This is a genomic window from Ruegeria sp. CJ9 (genome assembly GCF_056536625.1).
The window spans coordinates 51,953-69,737 of record NZ_JBQFPY010000007.1; the positions used below are offsets into that span (position 1 = coordinate 51,953).

Here is a 17,785-nt window from a genome sequence, read left to right on the forward strand (position 1 = left end):
CATGGATCACTTTCTCTACCGCGACGGCGCGCTTTACGCCGAGGATGTCCCAATCTCCGAAATCGCTGCCGCGGTCGGGACCCCGTTTTACGTCTATTCCACCGCGACTTTACTGCGCCATTTCCAGCTGTTCGATGACGCGCTGGAAGGGACCGAGCATCTTGTCTGCTACGCGATGAAAGCCGCCAGCAATCAGGCGATTCTGAAAACGCTGGCGCAGGCGGGCGCGGGGATGGATGTGGTCTCGGGCGGGGAATACCTGCGCGCCAAGGCGGCGGGTGTGTCCGGCGATAAAATCGTGTTCTCAGGCGTTGGCAAAACTGTGGATGAGATCCGCACCGCGCTGACCGGGGGCATCCGTCAGTTCAACGTCGAATCCGAGCCCGAGATGGAAGTGATTAACGCTGTAGCGCTGGAATTGGGTGTGGTTGCGCCTATCACTGTGCGGGTTAACCCGGATGTTGATGCCAAAACCCACGCCAAGATCGCTACAGGAAAGTCCGAGAACAAGTTCGGTATTCCCATCGCCCGCGCGTCAGAGGTCTATGCCCACGCCGCGTCCCTGCCCGGGCTTGAGGTGATTGGCATCGACGTCCATATCGGCTCGCAACTGACCGAGCTGGAGCCGTTCGAGCTGGCCTATACCAAAGTCGCAGAGTTGACTGAGCAGCTGCGTGCCGAAGGTCACAATATCCGCCGTCTCGATCTGGGCGGAGGTTTGGGCATTCCCTATACCCGTGCCAATGACGCACCACCGCTGCCCGTAGAATACGGTGCGTTGATCAAGAAAACGCTGGGCCATCTGGATTGCGAGATCGAGATCGAACCTGGTCGTCTGATCGCGGGCAATGCCGGTTTGATGATCAGCAAGGTGATTTATGTGAAATCCGGTGAGGGGCGCGATTTTCTGATCCTCGACGGGGCCATGAACGACCTGATCCGCCCCGCCATGTACGAGGCGCATCACGATATCGTTGCCGTGCAAGAACCGGCGCCGGGCCTAGAACAACAACCCTATGATATTGTCGGTCCGGTCTGTGAGACCGGTGATACCTTTGCCAAACAACGCAACATGCCACCACTGGCGCCGGGTGATCTGGTGGCCTTTCGCAGCGCCGGAGCCTATGGGGCGGTGATGGCAAGCGAATATAACACGCGCCCCCTGATCCCTGAGGTTCTGGTACATGGGGATCAATTTGCAGTTATTCGTGAACGGCCAAGCTTTGACGAAATCATAAACCGCGATACCATACCTGAGTGGCTTTGACGCGATGACCGTGCGGGCCCGCTCAGGAGGCCTGCCTTGAACGCAAGACATAACCTGCCGATTCCAAGACTTTCCCTGTGGCTGACGCACGCAGGGATGCTGGCCGAGCAGGTTTTGCGTGCATTCTGGCCATTTTTCTCGATTTTCATGGCGATTCTGGCTGCGTTGATGCTGGGGTTGCAGGATCACGTCCGGGTCGAGGTGGTCTGGGCAGTGGGTGTTGTCGCAGTGATTGGCCTGCTGGTGGCGCTGGTTTGGGGTATCAGGCGATTCCATCTGCCCAGACGGGCCGAAGCGCTGATGCGGGTGGATGCGTCACTGCCGGGGCGTCCGATTCAGGCGCTTATGGACGATCAGGCCATTGGGGCGATGGATGCCGATTCAGTCGCGCTGTGGCAGGCGCACCAGACGCGTATGGCGCAACGGGCGGCGCAGGCTGAGCCGGTCAAACCAGATTTGCGGCTGGCTGATCGCGATCCTTATGCGTTGCGTTACTCTGCCTTGCTGGCGCTGGTGATTGCGGTTTTGTTCGGATCGTTCTGGCGCATTGGTTCAGTGGCCGAGATGACGCCGGGCGCGGCCACGGCTGGGCAGGGGCCCAGCTGGGAAGGCTGGGTGGAGCCGCCACGCTATACCGGCTTGCCGACGCTTTACTTGGCGGATCAATCAGACCCGACACTATCTGTTCCGCAAGGTAGCCGCATCACCCTACGTTTTTATGGCGAAGTCGGCGGCCATAGCTTGACCGAGACAACATCGCCCCTGGGTGCCGAAGACGCATCTGAGGTGGAACAGGATTTTCTTGCCACCCGTTCAGGCCAGTTGACGATTGATGGTCCGGCAGGGCGGAACTGGGCCGTAAACATCATTGCTGATACATCGCCGAAGATTGCGATCGCCGACGAGGCCGAGACCGAGGCTGGCGGACGCATGAAACTGCCGTTCACTGCTGTGGACGATTATGGCGTAGTCTCTGGATCAGCCGTGATCGCGCTGGATCTGGCTGAAGTCAGCCGGAGCTATGGCCTGGCCGCTGTACCTGAACCGCGCGAAGTGATCACCGTGGAACTTCCGATGCCGATTACCGGCGACCGGATCGATTTTACCGAAGACCTGATCGAGGATTTCTCGCAGCACCCTTGGGCGCATTTGCCGGTCAAGATTACATTGACGGCACGGGATGCGGCCGATCAGGAAGGCCACTCTGATCCGTATCAGACCACATTGCCTGCGCGGCGTTTCTTTGATCCACTGGCCGCTGCAGTGATCGAACAGCGGCGTGATTTGCTGTGGGCCAGGGATAACGCGACCCGGGTGTCTCAGATTTTGCGCGCGGTCTCGCATCTGCCCGAAGGGTTCTTTCGATCCGACACCGCGTATCTGCGTCTTCGTGTGACCCTGCGGCGATTGGAAATGTTCGATGACTACGGGCTGACACTGGAACAACAGGAAGAGATCGCCCAGGCCCTATGGGATCTGGCGATCATCATCGAAGACGGAACGCTGGCCGATGCGCTGGAACGGATGCGCCGGGCACAGGAACGCCTGACCGAGGCGATGAAGAACGGCGCCACCGATGAGGAAATCGCTGAGCTGATGCAAGAGCTGCGCGAGGCAACGCAGGATTACATGCGCCAACTGCAGCGTCTGGCACAGGAAAACGGTGAGTTTGACGAAAACCAACAAGGCGAGAATGGCGAATCCCTGCAGATGACGCAGGACGATCTGCAGCGGATGATGGACCGTATTCAGGAACTGATGGAACAGGGCCGCATGGCTGAGGCTCAGCAGGCGCTGGAAGAGTTCCAGCGGATGATGGAAAACATGCGTGTCACTCAGGGCCAGGGGCAGGGCCAGCAATCCGAAGGCCAGCAGGCGATGGAAGGGTTGGCTGAAACCCTGCGCGAACAGCAAGGCCTCAGCGATCAGGCTTTCCGCGATCTGCAGGAACAGTTCAACCCTGGCGCGCAGGCTGGTGAAAGCCAGGGCAACGAAGGCCGCAATGGCGGTCAGGGTCGGGGGCAAAGCCACGAAGGTCAGGGTGGTCGCGGCGCAGATCAACAGGGCGACGGCCAGCAGGGGCAAGGATCGCTGGCTGATCGCCAACAGGCTTTGCGCGATGAATTGGGTCGTCAGCAACAGAATCTACCCGGTGCGGGCACGCCCGAGGGCGATGCCGCGCGCGATGCGCTGGGCCGCGCAGGGCGGGCTATGGACGAGGCCGAAAACGCGCTGCGCAATGATGATCTGGCTGATGCAATCGACAACCAGTCCGAGGCGATGGAAGCCCTGCGCGAAGGCATGCGGTCACTGGGTGAAGCCTTGGCCCAGAACCAGCAGAACCAACCGGGTCAGGGATCGCAAGAAGGTGATATGCAGGCCAACAGCCGTGATCCGCTGGGCCGCAACCCGGGTTCGAATGGCTCGATCTCAACTGACGACAGCCTGTTGCAGGGCGAGGATGTCTATCGTCGCGCCCGCGAATTGCTGGACGAAATCCGTCGCCGCACCGGCGAAACGGATCGTCCTCAGATCGAGTTGGAATACCTCAAGCGGCTGTTAGAGCGGTTCTAGGTCCGTCTTTCAATCAGGTCAGTTCTGTGCTGTCCCCGAAGTCTGTGCTTCGAGCCACAGACGCGCCTGATCCACCAGCGACACATATGGGGTCAGGATCGGTTCGGCCTGCGGCACAGCTTCGCTGATTTTTTGGGCGTTGCCATAGACCAGCAACAGAATGATGCCAACAATCAGGATCAATGCAAATCCGCGCACAAATCCGCCAGATTTACGCGGCGCGGGCTCGTCTTCTGCGCCCATGATGTCGTCGCTGCGCAAGCTGGAATTGATCGCTTCGACATCGGGCAGGTCATCTTTCTGGCCCGCGTCTTCTGCGGTTTCCGTGGCCGTCAGTTCCTTGATGGCGTGTTCGGGGTCAGGTTCCGGAGGAGTGTCCAGTGCCAAATCGGGCTGAGTTTCTATGCTGCCGCCTTCCTGGGCACGCAGCTCAGCCTCTCGGGCGGCTTCCTCTTGCAGGATGCCGGCAACAGCGGGGTCGATATTTCCGGTTGTTTCGGGTTTTTCCGGCTCGGGGGCTGCTTCAGGTTCTGGTGCGGGTGTTGTTTCGGGTTCCGTCGCAGGTTCAGATCTAGGCTCAGCCTGCGGTTCCGCGGCAAACGCTTCATCCACCGGTGTGGGGGTCGGGTCTGTCGCGGCTTCCTCGGCTGCAGGCTCTTCTGAAATGGGCGTGACCGCTGCGGGCGCGGGTTGGTCCGGGTATTTGGCCTGGAACCAGGTGTTCTCGCAATTTGAACACTGAACGTCGCGGCCCTCTTCCGGGATGACTTCGTCTGGCACCTCATATTGGGCACCGCAATTCGGACACGTAAGACGCATGCTGCCTCCTGGTCGGGACCTCGACCTGATAATAGTTTTTTTAGGGATGTTATTCCGTTAAGACCTGACCGCAAAGGGTGTTTTCGGTTTGGCAGCATAAATGTCACCAATTCGCCCCGGTGCAGGCATTGAAACCACAACCACGCTCGGGCAAGAAGAGCAGCAATTAGAACGGGGGCCCCTGTGATCGAGCTGGAAAATGTCAGCTACACCTATGGTGGAGGTGAATTGCTGAGCAACGTGTCCCTGCGACTGCAGCCGGGTTCGTTCCACTTTCTGACCGGCCCTTCGGGCGCGGGCAAGACCACTTTGCTTAAACTGTGCTACGGCGCATTGCTGCCCACGTCCGGACGGTTGAGCGCGTTTGAACAGGACGTGGCCCAGCTGGATCGCGATCAGATGGCCCTGCTGCGCCGCCGGGTTGGCGTTGTGCACCAGGATTGTCGGTTTCTGGATCATATGACGGTAGTCGAAAATGTCTCGCTGCCGCTGATGGTGTCGGGGCGTTCGGAATCTGCGTTGCGGGATGATCTGACTGAATTGCTGAACTGGGTGGGTCTTGGCACCCGGCTGGGCGCGCTTCCGCCCGAACTGTCGGGTGGTGAACGTCAGCGCGCCGCGCTGGCCCGGGCGGTGATCCTGTCGCCCGATGTTGTTCTGGCAGATGAGCCCACTGGCAATGTGGACTGGGAGATGTCGCAACGCTTGCTGCGCCTATTGATCGAGCTGAACAAGATGGGCAAAACCGTGCTGATCGCCACCCATGATCTGAGCTTGATCCGAGCTGCCAAAAGCCAGGTGCAGGCACGCGTGCTGCGTATTTCGCAACGGCAGGTCCAACTTGCAGGGGCAGACCTATGAGCAAGGGGATGATCCGAAACTTGCTGAAACGGGATGCGCGCGCCGATCGGGTGGTGCCCCCCACCGGTTACACCGCGCATCTGACCTTGTTCGTATCGGGCGCGATGGCTTTTCTGACCGTGTTTGCGCTGGCCCTGTCGCTGGCGTCCGGGCGATTGGCCGACCGTTGGGCAACCGAACTGGCCGGGGCGGCCACCTTACGGATCAATGCCCCCGCCGACCAGCTGGCCGCCCAGACCGAGGCTGCGTTGACCGTGCTGGCCCAAACCCCCGGCGTCGCGTCGGCCCGGGCGCTGACGACCGAGGAGCAGGCCGCGCTGTTGTCGCCATGGTTTGGTTCTGACCTGCCGCTGGACACATTGCCCGTTCCGCAACTGATCGAGATCATCGAAGGCGATCCGGGTCTGGATGCAACCGGACTGCGGTTGCGGTTGGGGGCCGAGGTGCCGGGCGCTGTGCTGGACGACCACACCCGCTGGCGCGAACCTCTGGTCGATGCGGCCATGTCACTGCGCCGGCTCGGTTGGGTCTCGATCCTGCTGATCGGTGGCGCGACCGCAGCCATGATTACGCTTGCGGCTAATGCCTCGCTTGCGGCCAACGCGCAGATCATCGAGGTGCTGCGTCTGGTTGGTGCCCGGGATCGCTTTATCGCCCGCGCCTTTGTCCGGCGCTTTACCTACCGGGCATTCTTTGGCGCGGTTGTCGGGGTATTGCTGGGTATGACTGGGGTGCTTTTGCTGCCCGAAGCCTCGGACGAGGGCGGGTTTTTGACCGGTCTGGGCTTTCAGGGGGCAGGCTGGTTGCTGCCTGCACTGATCCCTGTATTGGGCGCAACTGTTGCCTTCCTGGCCACGTGGACCGCCGCCAGCCGCAAATTGAAGGAGCTTTCGTGATGGCCACAGCGTTTCAATGGGTGCGCTCTTTGATCTTCATGATCGTGATCTATGTCTGGATGCTGATCCTGGGCATCGTGTTTGCCCCCTTTGCCCTGTTCAACAAGCGTGGTGCGTTGCGGGCGTGTAAGACCTATGCCCGCACAACCCTGTGGCTGGCGCGCTGGATGGTTGGCATTCGATCCGAAGTACGCGGCACAGTGCCGGTGGACGAGGTGGTGATTGGCGCCAAGCACCAGTCCTTTCTCGACATCATCATAATTTTCGACGCCATCCCCCACGGCAAATTCATAATGAAGAAAGAGCTGCTGTGGACCCCAGTCATCGGCATGTATGCGCGGCGTCTCGGCTGTATCCCAGTCGATCGCGGTAAAAAAGGCGCTGCCGTTGCCAAGATGGTCAAAGACGTCGCCAAAGAATTCACTGAGCCCGGTCAATTGGTGATCTACCCGCAGGGCACACGCGTTGCGCCAGGGGTGCAGAAACCTTACAAAGTGGGCACAGCGGTTCTGTATGAGGGGTTGGGATTTCCCTGTGTCCCGGTGGCGACAAATGCCGGAGTATTCTGGCCGCGCACAGGTGTTCTGCGCAAACCGGGTTTGGCGATTGTGGACTTTCTTGATCCGATCGAGCCGGGGGTTGCGCGCAATTCGTTTCTTGGTCGATTGGAAGACGTGATTGAGACGCGATCCAATGCATTGATGAAAGAAGTGGGGTTTGATCCGGATGGAGTTCATTAAGGACATCGAATCGCTTGAAGAGATCTACAACAGACCGCCCGGCGCGGCCTCTTTTCGAAAAGTGGTACACAGCCTGACGCCACTTTATCGCAAATGGATCATGACCTCGCGGCTTTGTATCCTCAGTACCGTGGGTCCCGAAGGTGTGGATGGCAGCCCCCGCGGAGATGATGGCCCGGCGGTGTTAGAGCTTAATCCAAATACGCTGGCCCTTCCGGACTGGCGCGGCAATAATCGATTGGATTCCCTGCGCAATATTGTGCGTGATCCGCGTGTGGCCTTGATGTTTATGGTATCGGGCTCCAACAACGTGGTGCGTGTAAATGGAACGGCCCGACTGACCGCGGATGCAGACCTGCGCACCCGGTTTGAGAAACACGGCAAACAGCCAGCCACGGTCATCGTTATCGAAATCACCGAGATCTACACGCAATGCGCCCGTGCCTTGATGCGTGCTGAAATTTGGACCTCGGGTGACAATTCCGCTGAGTTGCCCAGTATTGGTGAGATTTTGGCCGAGGCAAGTCAGGGTGAGGAGGGCGGTGAACGCTACGATTCAGAATGGGGCGCACGCGCTGCAAAAACGATGTGGTAAATGGGGGCTCTGCCCCCGCTGCGGTAAGCCGCAACTCCCCCGAGGTATTTAATGGCCAGATGAACGAGGAATCCGCCTTTTCATCTTGCCAAAATATCTCGGAGCGCGAGGCAGAGCCTCGCTAACTCCGGTTGAGTCAGTGCTGTCCTACGAGTGGATCGGACCGTCACCACAAGCCAGCGCAGCCTCGCGCACAGCTTCCGAATAGGTCGGGTGGGCGTGGCAGGTCAGGGCCAGGTCTTCGGCTGAGGCGCCAAATTCCATAGCCACGCAGACCTCGTGGATCAGATCGCCCGCTGCCGGGCCGATGATGTGCGCGCCCAGAATGCGGTCCGTGTCCTTGTCGGCCAGAATTTTGACAAAGCCATCGGCGGCAAAGTTCGCCTTGGCGCGACCGTTGCCCATGAACATGAATTTGCCGACCTTGTATGAACGACCTTGTTCCTTGAGCGTTGCTTCTGTTTCACCAACATTGGCGACCTCGGGCCATGTGTAGATCACGCCGGGGATAACACCGTAATTTACATGTCCATGTTTACCCGCGACCTGTTCAGCAGCGGCCATGCCCTCATCCTCGGCCTTGTGGGCCAGCATCGGGCCTTCGGTCACGTCGCCGATGGCGTAGACTCCCGGTACGTTTGTCTGCCAGTCGCTGCCAACTTTGATCTGACCGCGCGGTGTCATTTCGACCCCCAGAGCCTCCAGTCCCAACCCGTCAGAGAACGGCTTGCGCCCGGTGGCGACCAACACGGTATCCGCGTCGATCACATGCTCGCTGTCGTCTTTCAGAAGTTTATAGGTGACCTTGGCCTTGGTTTTGGTCGCTTCGGTCTTTTGCACCGCTGCGCCCATCACAAACTTCAAGCCCTGTTTCTTGAGAATGCGCTGGAAAGTCTTCTGAACCTCGGGGTCCATGCCCGGTGTGATTTCCTTGAGGAACTCAATCACCGTCACTTCGGCCCCCAATCGCTGATAAACCGAGCCAAGTTCCAACCCGATCACACCGGCACCAATCACGACCATCTTCTTGGGAATCTTGCCAAGTGACAGCGCACCAGTCGAGGTCACGACAACCTTTTCGTCAACGTCTACACCAGGCAGCGAGGACGGTTCAGACCCCGAGGCGATGATAATGTTCTTGGCCGAGTGAACCTCATCCCCCACCTTGACCTGACCAGCAGCAGGGATCGAGCCCCAACCTTTCAGCCAGTCGATCTTGTTCTTTTTGAACAGGAACTCGATGCCTTTGGTGTTGCCCTCAATGGTTTCTTCCTTGTAGGCCTGCATCTGTTTCCAGTCGACTGAGGGGCTTTTGCCCTTGAGGCCCATTTTGGCAAAGTTATGCTCGGCCTCATGCAATTGATGTGAAGCGTGCAGCAGCGCCTTTGACGGGATACAACCCACGTTCAGACAGGTGCCTCCCAGCGTTTCACGCCCTTCGACAACGGCGGTTTTCAGGCCCAGCTGGGCGCAACGGATGGCGCAGACATAGCCGCCGGGGCCAGCGCCGATTACGATGACATCATAATTTGCCATTTTACTCTCCTAAGTCGACCGGATTGGCCGGTGGCCGCATGATCCAAAGTGGTTGGATCATGCTGTGCTTACTTCAAACCGGTTCCAGCAGCTTGATCGTGATATGGGCGATGCCGCCCCGCTCGTGGTGCATCGCCAGCTCCTCCGAGCCGAAAAATGCCCGCGCCTTTTCCAGATCCGTGACTTCGAACATGGCGATGGCATGGTCGGCCTGATCCGGGTCACGCCAGACGTGCAGGTCGCGGATACCCGCAGCCTTGCGCATTGGCGTATCCTCACGAAACACTTTCAGCCAGGCATCGAAATCGGCCACATCGGCCTGCCACAATACATGCGTTGCCATAATTACAGATCCATCAGCAGGCGGCGCGGATCTTCCAGCGCCTCTTTTACACGGACAAGGAAGGTCACGGCGCCTTTGCCGTCAACGATCCGGTGGTCATAGGACAGGGCCAGATACATCATCGGACGGATCACGACCTGACCGTTGATTGCCATCGGACGGTCCTGAATCTTGTGCATGCCCAGGATCCCCGATTGCGGGGGGTTCAAGATCGGCGAGGACATTAGCGAGCCATAGACACCGCCATTCGAGATGGTGAAGGTGCCGCCCTGCATCTCCTCCATTGACAGCTTGCCATCACGGGCGCGCTTGCCTTTTTCGGCGATGGCTTTTTCGATCTGGGCAAAGGACATCGAATCCGCGTCGCGGATAACCGGAACCACAAGACCGGTCGGCGTTCCGGCGGCAACGCCCATATGGACAAAGTTCTTGTAGACGATGTCGGTGCCGTCGATTTCCGCATTCACTTCAGGCACTTCTTTCAGCGCGTGGCAGCAGGCCTTGGTGAAGAAAGACATAAAGCCCAGACGCACGCCGTGCTTCTTTTCGAACTGGTCTTTGTACTGGTTACGCAGGGCCATCACCTCGGTCATGTCCACCTCGTTATAAGTGGTCAGCATGGCGGCGGTGTTCTGACTGTCTTTCAGACGCTTGGCGATGGTCTGGCGCAGGCGGGTCATCTTGACCCGTTCCTCGCGCGCGGCATCACCTGCTGCGACCGGTGCGCGCGGTGCAGGTGCAGGCGCAGGCGCTGGGGCCGCAGCAGCGGCTGCGGGGGCCGATGCGGCGCGGGCCACGTCCTCTTTCATGATGCGGCCATCGCGGCCAGTACCTGTAACCTGATCGGCGGACAAACCAGCCTCGGCCATCGCTTTCTCAGCCGAGGGTGCATTGGCCACGTCTTTACCAGCGGTGGCTGCTGCAGGCGCTGCTGCGGCGGCTGGGGCTGCGGCCGGGGCGGCTCCAGCACCCGAACCCGAAATCACGGCCAGCTTGGCCGAGGCGTCCACGGTGGTGCCTTCGGGCGCTACGATTTCCGCCAGAACACCAGCAGCCGGTGCCGGAACCTCAACCGAGACCTTATCGGTTTCCAATTCGCACAACATTTCGTCTTGCGCCACGGCATCGCCAACCTGTTTGAACCAGGTCGAAACGGTAGCCTCGGTAACGGATTCACCCAAAGTGGGCACCATCACATCGACGCTGCCGCCACCAGCGGCCGCTGCAGGCGCGGCAGCAGGGGCCGGGGCAGCGGCGGGTGCCGGAGCAGCACCTTCGCCTGCGGTGATGGTGGCCAGCAATGCGTCAACGCCTACGGTTTCACCTTCGGCAGCGACGATTTCGCCCATCACACCGGCAGCGGGGGCTGGAACCTCGACCGTTACCTTGTCGGTTTCAAGCTCACAGAGCATCTCATCCACGGCCACAGCGTCACCAGGTTTCTTGAACCAGGTGGCAACCGTAGCTTCGGTGACGGATTCGCCTAGCGTAGGTACACGAACTTCAATGGTCATCGTTTACTTTCCTTCGAGGCTCAGCGCTTCGTTCACAAGCGCCTCTTGTTGAGCTTTGTGTTGGCTGGCCAGACCCGTCGCGGGCGAAGCCGAGGTTGCGCGGCCGACATAAATCGGCCTTGTGTGTTTGGCGCCGATGCGGGTCAGCACCCATTCGATATTGGGTTCGATAAAGGTCCAGGCGCCCTGGTTCTTGGGTTCTTCTTGACACCAGACCATCTCGGCCCCTTTGAAACGCTCAAGCTCATTGATCAGCGAGTGGGCGGGGAAGGGGTAGAACTGCTCGATCCGCATCAGATAGACGTCGTCGATCCCGCGGGCGTCGCGTTCTTCCAGCAGGTCATAGTAGACCTTGCCCGAACACATCACGACCCGCTTGATCTTGTCATCCTTGACCAGCTTGGTGTCCGAATTGCCGTGTTGTGCATCATCCCACAGCACCCGGTGGAAGCTTGAGCCTGTGGTGAATTCGTCGGCAGTGCTGACCGCCAGCTTGTGGCGCAGCAGCGATTTAGGCGTCACCAGGATCAGCGGTTTGCGGAAGGTGCGGTGCAGCTGACGGCGCAGGATGTGGAAGTAGTTCGCAGGCGTCGTACAATTCGCCACGATCCAGTTATCCTGGCCGCACATCTGCAGGAACCGCTCAAGCCGTGCGGATGAGTGTTCGGGCCCTTGCCCTTCAAACCCGTGCGGCAGCAGGCAGACCAGACCGGACATGCGCAGCCATTTGCTTTCGCCCGAGCTGATGAACTGATCGAACATGATCTGCGCACCGTTGGCAAAGTCTCCGAACTGCGCTTCCCACAGGGTAAGTGCGTTCGGTTCGGCCAATGAAAACCCGTATTCGAAACCCAGTACAGCGTATTCGCTGAGCATCGAGTCGATCACTTCGTATTTCGACTGGCCTGCACGGATGTTGTTCAGCGGGTAGTACCGCTCTTCGCTTTCCTGATGCACAAAGCCCGAGTGACGTTGACTAAAGGTGCCGCGTGTTGCGTCCTGACCGGACAGGCGCACCGGGAACCCTTCGGTCAGCAACGAGCCAAAGGCCAGCGCCTCGCCCGTGGCCCAGTCAAAGCCCTTGCCGCTGTCGAACATGTTCTTCTTGTGATCCAGCAACCGCCCGACGGTCTTGTGCAGGGCAACGTCGGCGGGTGCATGCGTCAGGGCCTTGCCGATCTCGACCAGAGTGTCTGGCGTGATCGCGGTTTCGCCGCGCACATACTCCTCTTTGTTCTTGTCCAGATGTGACCAGCGCCCGTCCAGCCAGTCAGCCTTGTTGGGTTTGTAGTCTTTGCCCGCGTCGAACTCATCGTTCAGATGGGCCTGAAAGGCGGCTTTCATATCCTCGATCTCACCCTCGGGGATCAGGCCGTCCTTGACCAAACGCTCGGTGTACAGCGACAGTGTGGTCTTATGGGTTTTGATCTTCTTATACATGATCGGATTGGTGAACATGGGCTCGTCGCCCTCATTGTGACCAAACCGGCGATAGCAGAAGATGTCGATCACGACGTCTTTGTGGAACTTCTGGCGGAACTCGGTTGCGACCTTGGCGGCGTGTACGACGGCCTCGGGGTCGTCACCGTTCACGTGGAAGATTGGTGCTTCGACCATCAGCGCGATATCCGTGGGATATGGGCTGGAGCGTGAGAAGTGCGGAGCTGTGGTGAAACCGATTTGGTTATTGACCACGATGTGCATGGTGCCGCCGGTCTTGTGCCCGCGCAGACCCGACAAGCCAAAGCCTTCGGCCACAACACCCTGACCGGCAAATGCCGCGTCGCCATGCAGCAGGATGCCCATCACTGTCGTGCGGTCATCGTCTTTCAACTGGTCTTGCTTGGCGCGGACCTTGCCCAGCACCACCGGGTTCACCGCCTCAAGGTGCGATGGGTTCGCGGTCAGTGACAGGTGGACCGAGTTGCCATCAAACTCACGGTCGCTGGAGGCGCCGAGGTGATATTTCACGTCGCCCGAACCATCCACGTCTTCGGGCTTGAAGCTGCCCCCCTGGAATTCGTTGAAGATCGCGCGATAGGGCTTGCGCATCACGTTGGCCAGAATGTTCAGGCGGCCCCGGTGCGGCATGCCGATCACGATGTCCCGAACGCCCAGGGCGCCACCGCGTTTGATGATCTGCTCCATCGCCGGGATCAGGGCCTCGCCGCCGTCCAGACCAAAGCGCTTGGTGCCCATGTATTTGACGTGCAGGAATTTCTCAAAACCTTCGGCCTCGACCATCTTGTTCAGGATCGCCTTGCGGCCCTCCTTGGTGAAGGCGATTTCCTTGCCATAGCCTTCGATCCGTTCCTTCAGCCACGCGGCCTGTTCGGGATCAGAGATATGCATGTATTGCAGCGCGAAGGTGCCGCAATAGGTGCGTTTCACGATCTCAACGATCTGGCGCATGCTTGCCATCTGCAGGCCAAGCACGTTGTCGATAAAGATCGGACGGTCCATGTCGGCCTCGGTGAAGCCATAGGTTTTGGGGTCCAGCTCGGGGTGTGTACTGGCCGTGCGCATGCCCAGCGGGTCCAGATTGGCGGCCAGATGGCCCCGGATACGGTAGGCCCGGATCAGCATCAGCGCCCGCAGGCTGTCCAGCACCGCGCGCTTGATCTGATCGTCGCTGACGGCAACGCCCTTGTCCGCAGCCTTTTCCTTGATCTTTTGGCCCGCTGCCTTGGCGTCGATCTCGGCCCATTCGCCGGTTAGCGCGCCGGTTAGGTCATCGGCTGGCATCGGCGGCCAGTCGGTGCGCGCCCAGGATGGCCCCTCGGCCTCACGCTGCACGTCCGGCGTAGCGTCACCCATGGCCTTGAAGAACTCGGCCCAGGCGGCATCCACCGCGCCGGGATTCTTGGTGTACTGGGCATAAAGCTGTTCCAGATACTCGGCATTGTGCCCCTGCATAAAGCTAGAGGCGTGAAATGCGGAATTGGGCGTATGTTCGGTCATGTGCGAACCTCGAATGGGCTGGCGGTTTCGGTTTTGGTCTCAGTGCTGCGGGCTGTCGGGGTAGCCCAGCTTGTCAAACACCCAGGCCATGTTTCGTCGGACAGTATCGATCGTTTCGGTGTCATAATACTCTGGCACAGGTATTCCTTTTCGTCGTTCCTTCATCGATTTGTCATGCCCCAGGTTAAAACTGTTTTCCGGCAGGCCAAAATCAGCGAAAATACCGTTCAGGTCGGCAACCAGATGTTCCTTTCGAATAAAGCGATCCACGATCAAAATGTTGTCGATCGAGACAATCTTCCAATCGATGGACCAGGTTCCCGACAAGATGAACGATTTGAACTGCTCAAATTCCGTTTTCGGATCTTCCGAGGGCAGGTTCTGCTGGTATTTCATGAAATGAAACTGAGACACCGCTCGGTCAAAAGGATCGCGGACATTTGCGATTTTGGTGTATTCGTCGAATGTTTCGGCCCCAAGGTTCTCTTTGACTTCCCAGGCCGGCATGTGGTTGCGCCATGGGTATTTGTGCTTGCGCCAGAACTGCCAATCCGGATGCGGTTCAAGCCGCCCAGGCCCCCGTGCCCCGACGATCCCGTATTTTGAGATCCTGACCTTGCCGTTTTCCAGTTCCCCCAGACCCGGCTTTTCGCAAAGCGGCTGAAGGACCTTTTCCGTCGACGTGCCAGCCGTCTTTGTAGTCTTGAGGTAGATGAATTTATGCTTGTGGCACACAAGAACCATTTCAACGGTCCTTTCCGGAAGAAGATGGCCGCGACCTTTTTTGCATACCAAGTCCGTTCACTGGGGCACCTCAATTGGATTGGGGCCGTATTTATTGACACCTGGCTGACTTGGGCGGGTTAGCCACCACAACACCAGAAGAGGAGACACAAACAGAACGATCAACGTCGGAACTACGATCAGCAGCGTGGCGCGGGTGAACAGGATGTCCAGACTGCCGCCGTGCTGAAAATGCGACGCAAGACCGATACCAAAGATCAGAACCGCAAAGGCCCCGAGGATCAGCAGGATCGGCAGCAATGCGTATAGCCCGTTGCGCCCTGTATCATGCATCCGCCGCCAAGCGACCGCCAGATGCGGGAAGAAAACGATCAGGCTAACGATGCTTTGCACGGGTGCCGAAGACGTGGCGGTGACAGATTTGGATGTTTCAGTTTCAGTCACAGCAACCTGAGTGAAGAACTGTGCATCAATGATCCCGGCGATGATACTCCAGATCACGATGAACAGGAAAAAGAACCAATATTCAGACCGCGAGGCACGACCCGAGAAGGTGAAGAATTTCGAGAAACAGGTGCGGATGGCGTCGGAGAAGGTCATTTTGAGTTCTCTGCCTGTTTCGTGACATAGGTTGAGAAAATGGAGGACACATCTATCCCAATGTCCGAAACGGTTGAAATGCGCTCGGTGTTCAGTACTGCACTGTTCAGAACCCGTTTTAGGCCATTGCTTTCATAAGATTGAGATCTGAGACGGTACACCGGAGGCAAAGTCGCAGGGTCGCGTCCTGAACCCCCAAGCAAACGCTCAAATGTCACTGGCGAGTCTTCATCCTTGAGTGCAATCAGGCAACGTAATTGACTGTAGGTGTTATACTCATCAGTGCTGATGCGTAAAACACTCCCAGTTTGCAATTTTACAAACCAACGGTCTTTTTGTTCTGTGCCTTCGAAAGTTACTAGATTGCGTGTACCGGCGGCATTTTTTAACGCAAGTTCCCATGTTCTTACTATGCGCGGATCAGCAACGTCCCCATAACCAAACTGTTCTGAAAGCAACGATGCGGCAAAAGACTTTATTGCGCGGTCATCAAGTTCTGCTGGAACAGCGTGAGTCCAACCAATCTTGATCAGGTTATCCGTTACCGTCACCAGATCAATGGCGGATTGACAAGCCGCCACGGTTTCCGAAGCGAATTTTGAGCTGTCGGCGACAGCTGGGGCAGTTGTGGCTGCCGAGACGGCAGCCACAAGGCCAATAAGGGTTCTTGTACCCCAGTTCACAGTTTACCCAATCGCTTCCAGCACCGCCTCACCCAGTTGCGCCGGGCTTTCGGCCACGACGATACCGGCCGAGCGCATGGCTTCGATCTTGTCCTCAGCTCCACCTTTGCCGCCGGCGACGATTGCGCCCGCGTGGCCCATGCGGCGGCCCGGAGGGGCCGTACGGCCTGCGATGAAACCTGCGGTTGGCTTTTTGCGGCCCTTCTTGGCCTCATCCGCCAGGAACTGCGCGGCTTCTTCCTCGGCTGAGCCACCGATCTCACCGATCATAATGATCGACTCGGTTTCGTCATCGGCCAGGAACCATTCCAGCACGTCGATATGCTCGGTGCCTTTGATCGGGTCGCCGCCGATGCCCACGCAGGTGGACTGGCCCAGACCCACATCGGTGGTCTGCTTGACGGCCTCATAGGTCAGGGTGCCCGAACGGGACACAACGCCGACCGAACCGCGCTTGTGGATGTGACCGGGCATGATGCCGATCTTGCAGGCATCCGGCGTAATCACGCCAGGACAGTTCGGACCGATCAGGCGCGAGCTTGAGCCTTCCAGCGCGCGTTTCACCTTCATCATGTCCAGAACCGGGATGCCTTCGGTAATGCAGACGATCACCTCCATCTCGGCATCAATCGCTTCGAGGATCGAGTCAGCCGCAAATGGAGGCGGAACGTAAATCACCGAGGCGTTGGCTTCGGTCACGTGCTTGGCTTCGTGGACCGAGTTGAACACGGGCAGGTCGAGATGGGTCATCCCACCTTTTCCAGGGGTCACGCCGCCGACCATCTTGGTGCCATAGGCGATGGCCTGTTCGCTGTGAAATGTGCCCTGCGAGCCGGTAAAGCCCTGACAGATCACTTTGGTATTTTCATCGATGAGGACTGCCATTTCGTGGCCTCCATAGTGATTAATGTTAGCGCGCTAGATGTTTTGATCACCAGCGCTGCGAGTCTCGTTTTGGTCGGGATCAGAACCGCGTCGTGCCACGGCGTCGATGACCTGGTCTCGGGACCAAATCCCCAAAGACCGTTGTTTCTGACCTTCTCGCGTCAGCATAAACTCGGGGTCCAGGTTGATTTCGCCCGTTTCACTGACGGTCTCGATCGGTTCTGAAAAGTTAAAGGGTGCAACGCACGGGTTGAACCGTTTGAAACCTCCGTTTCTTGGCAGTCTGGGGTTTTGGGGGATGTAATGCCGCGTCGTCAGCAAATACGGGATTCCGCTGGCGACGAAGTTTTCAAAAAAGGCCCACCGCAACCACCATTTTAGATGAAAAAGACAGTCGCGGCACATCATCATATCCGCCTTTGGCAGAGTGTCTGATGTGATGTCGAGGTGCATGAACTCGCGTCCCGGAGCAGCATGCTGCTGTTTGACCTCTTCCAGAACCTCCAGCGAAATGTCCCCGCCGACATATTGAATGCCGGTCAGGTCCACATGTTGCATCCAAGTCCAATCACCACATGGCGCGTCAAGAAACGTTTTGACATTGTACTCGTCAAAAATACGCGGAAGCGCATCACGCAGCGGTCGGGTCGCCGCAAGGGTCGACCCATGCCCCGAGCGCGGTCCGTTGCGGCGTCCGGACCAGCTCAGCGTTTCAAAAGTGTCTCTCAAACCACTGCGCATAGCGGTTCTCCGTTTGGTTTAAGGTT

At 58.5% G+C, this 17,785-nt stretch carries 16 protein-coding genes; 6 read left to right on the top strand and 10 right to left on the bottom strand.

Translation table 11 applies throughout. The features are described 5' to 3' along the window. Position 1 precedes the first annotated feature (1 nt). On the top strand, positions 2–1,267 hold the full coding sequence (gene lysA, locus ACR0AJ_RS15170; RefSeq protein ID WP_170377778.1) for a diaminopimelate decarboxylase: 1,266 nt from the start codon (positions 2–4) through the stop codon (positions 1,265–1,267). A 36-nt stretch (positions 1,268–1,303) separates the two neighbouring features. Next, positions 1,304–3,841 (top strand): TIGR02302 family protein, encoded by a 2,538-nt coding sequence (locus tag ACR0AJ_RS15175; protein ID WP_480741248.1) that lies wholly within the window; start codon positions 1,304–1,306, stop codon positions 3,839–3,841. 18 nt (positions 3,842–3,859) lie between these two features. Here the strand turns inward: ACR0AJ_RS15175 and ACR0AJ_RS15180 are convergent, their stop codons facing one another. Continuing rightward, complete coding sequence (locus ACR0AJ_RS15180) at positions 3,860–4,660, bottom strand: zinc-ribbon domain-containing protein (RefSeq protein ID WP_480648137.1); 801 nt, start codon at positions 4,658–4,660, stop codon at positions 3,860–3,862. Positions 4,661–4,843: 183 nt separating this feature from the next. Between ACR0AJ_RS15180 and ACR0AJ_RS15185 the strand changes: the two genes are divergently transcribed. Genes ACR0AJ_RS15185 through ACR0AJ_RS15200 form a run of 4 tightly spaced genes read left to right on the top strand, consistent with a single transcriptional unit; the run spans position 4,844 to position 7,752 of the window. Continuing rightward, on the top strand, positions 4,844–5,521 hold the full coding sequence (locus ACR0AJ_RS15185) for a cell division ATP-binding protein FtsE (protein ID WP_480644619.1): 678 nt from the start codon (positions 4,844–4,846) through the stop codon (positions 5,519–5,521). Next, positions 5,518–6,417, top strand: coding sequence for a cell division protein FtsX (locus ACR0AJ_RS15190; RefSeq protein ID WP_170361370.1), 900 nt, complete (start codon positions 5,518–5,520; stop codon positions 6,415–6,417). Before ACR0AJ_RS15185 ends, ACR0AJ_RS15190 begins: the two co-directional genes overlap by 4 nt. Further along, positions 6,417–7,157: a lysophospholipid acyltransferase family protein gene (locus ACR0AJ_RS15195; RefSeq protein ID WP_170350640.1), complete on the top strand. Its 741-nt coding sequence runs from the start codon at positions 6,417–6,419 to the stop codon at positions 7,155–7,157. Before ACR0AJ_RS15190 ends, ACR0AJ_RS15195 begins: the two co-directional genes overlap by 1 nt. Continuing rightward, positions 7,144–7,752, top strand: coding sequence for a pyridoxamine 5'-phosphate oxidase family protein (locus ACR0AJ_RS15200; RefSeq protein WP_480741250.1), 609 nt, complete (start codon positions 7,144–7,146; stop codon positions 7,750–7,752). Before ACR0AJ_RS15195 ends, ACR0AJ_RS15200 begins: the two co-directional genes overlap by 14 nt. A 147-nt stretch (positions 7,753–7,899) precedes the next feature. Here the strand turns inward: ACR0AJ_RS15200 and lpdA are convergent, their stop codons facing one another. The 9 genes from lpdA to ACR0AJ_RS15245 form a co-directional block, all read right to left on the bottom strand. Then, the gene (gene lpdA / locus ACR0AJ_RS15205; RefSeq protein ID WP_480648140.1) at positions 7,900–9,288 is read right to left on the bottom strand and encodes a dihydrolipoyl dehydrogenase; all 1,389 of its coding nucleotides are present in this window, start codon (positions 9,286–9,288) and stop codon (positions 7,900–7,902) included. Positions 9,289–9,361: 73 nt separating this feature from the next. Next, entirely contained in the window at positions 9,362–9,631 is a 270-nt protein-coding gene (locus ACR0AJ_RS15210; RefSeq protein ID WP_480711457.1) for a hypothetical protein, read from the bottom strand. A gap of 2 nt (positions 9,632–9,633) precedes the next feature. Further along, on the bottom strand, positions 9,634–11,145 hold the full coding sequence (gene odhB, locus ACR0AJ_RS15215) for a 2-oxoglutarate dehydrogenase complex dihydrolipoyllysine-residue succinyltransferase (RefSeq protein ID WP_170377768.1): 1,512 nt from the start codon (positions 11,143–11,145) through the stop codon (positions 9,634–9,636). 3 nt (positions 11,146–11,148) lie between these two features. Then, on the bottom strand, positions 11,149–14,106 hold the full coding sequence (locus ACR0AJ_RS15220) for a 2-oxoglutarate dehydrogenase E1 component (RefSeq protein WP_170350633.1): 2,958 nt from the start codon (positions 14,104–14,106) through the stop codon (positions 11,149–11,151). Positions 14,107–14,145: 39 nt separating this feature from the next. Then, complete coding sequence (locus ACR0AJ_RS15225; protein WP_170350632.1) at positions 14,146–14,850, bottom strand: sulfotransferase family 2 domain-containing protein; 705 nt, start codon at positions 14,848–14,850, stop codon at positions 14,146–14,148. A gap of 57 nt (positions 14,851–14,907) precedes the next feature. Further along, positions 14,908–15,450, bottom strand: a complete 543-nt coding sequence (locus tag ACR0AJ_RS15230; RefSeq protein ID WP_170350630.1) for a DUF805 domain-containing protein — start codon at positions 15,448–15,450, stop codon at positions 14,908–14,910. Beyond that, positions 15,447–16,133 (bottom strand): hypothetical protein, encoded by a 687-nt coding sequence (locus ACR0AJ_RS15235; RefSeq protein ID WP_170350629.1) that lies wholly within the window; start codon positions 16,131–16,133, stop codon positions 15,447–15,449. The genes ACR0AJ_RS15230 and ACR0AJ_RS15235 overlap by 4 nt, the downstream gene beginning before the upstream one ends. Before the next feature lie 3 nt (positions 16,134–16,136). Then, positions 16,137–17,018: a succinate--CoA ligase subunit alpha gene (gene sucD / locus ACR0AJ_RS15240; RefSeq protein ID WP_170350627.1), complete on the bottom strand. Its 882-nt coding sequence runs from the start codon at positions 17,016–17,018 to the stop codon at positions 16,137–16,139. Positions 17,019–17,051: 33 nt separating this feature from the next. Continuing rightward, positions 17,052–17,759 carry a class I SAM-dependent methyltransferase gene (locus ACR0AJ_RS15245; protein WP_170377761.1) on the bottom strand — a complete coding sequence of 236 codons (708 nt, stop codon included), beginning with the start codon at positions 17,757–17,759 and terminating at the stop codon, positions 17,052–17,054. Positions 17,760–17,785: the final 26 nt, after the last annotated feature.

Excerpts from the sequence above, each read along its gene's own strand:
- ACR0AJ_RS15225 (WP_170350632.1), bottom strand. The coding sequence starts at position 14,850 with ATGGTTCTTGTGTGCCACAAGCATAAATTCATCTACCTCAAGACTACA.
- lysA (WP_170377778.1), top strand. The coding sequence starts at position 2 with ATGGATCACTTTCTCTACCGCGACGGCGCGCTTTACGCCGAGGATGTC.
- odhB (WP_170377768.1), bottom strand. The coding sequence starts at position 11,145 with ATGACCATTGAAGTTCGTGTACCTACGCTAGGCGAATCCGTCACCGAA.
- sucD (WP_170350627.1), bottom strand. The coding sequence starts at position 17,018 with ATGGCAGTCCTCATCGATGAAAATACCAAAGTGATCTGTCAGGGCTTT.
- ACR0AJ_RS15190 (WP_170361370.1), top strand. The coding sequence starts at position 5,518 with ATGAGCAAGGGGATGATCCGAAACTTGCTGAAACGGGATGCGCGCGCC.
- ACR0AJ_RS15220 (WP_170350633.1), bottom strand. The coding sequence starts at position 14,106 with ATGACCGAACATACGCCCAATTCCGCATTTCACGCCTCTAGCTTTATG.
- ACR0AJ_RS15245 (WP_170377761.1), bottom strand. The coding sequence starts at position 17,759 with ATGCGCAGTGGTTTGAGAGACACTTTTGAAACGCTGAGCTGGTCCGGA.
- ACR0AJ_RS15200 (WP_480741250.1), top strand. The coding sequence starts at position 7,144 with ATGGAGTTCATTAAGGACATCGAATCGCTTGAAGAGATCTACAACAGA.
- ACR0AJ_RS15195 (WP_170350640.1), top strand. The coding sequence starts at position 6,417 with ATGGCCACAGCGTTTCAATGGGTGCGCTCTTTGATCTTCATGATCGTG.
- ACR0AJ_RS15210 (WP_480711457.1), bottom strand. The coding sequence starts at position 9,631 with ATGGCAACGCATGTATTGTGGCAGGCCGATGTGGCCGATTTCGATGCC.
- lpdA (WP_480648140.1), bottom strand. The coding sequence starts at position 9,288 with ATGGCAAATTATGATGTCATCGTAATCGGCGCTGGCCCCGGCGGCTAT.
- ACR0AJ_RS15180 (WP_480648137.1), bottom strand. The coding sequence starts at position 4,660 with ATGCGTCTTACGTGTCCGAATTGCGGTGCCCAATATGAGGTGCCAGAC.
- ACR0AJ_RS15230 (WP_170350630.1), bottom strand. The coding sequence starts at position 15,450 with ATGACCTTCTCCGACGCCATCCGCACCTGTTTCTCGAAATTCTTCACC.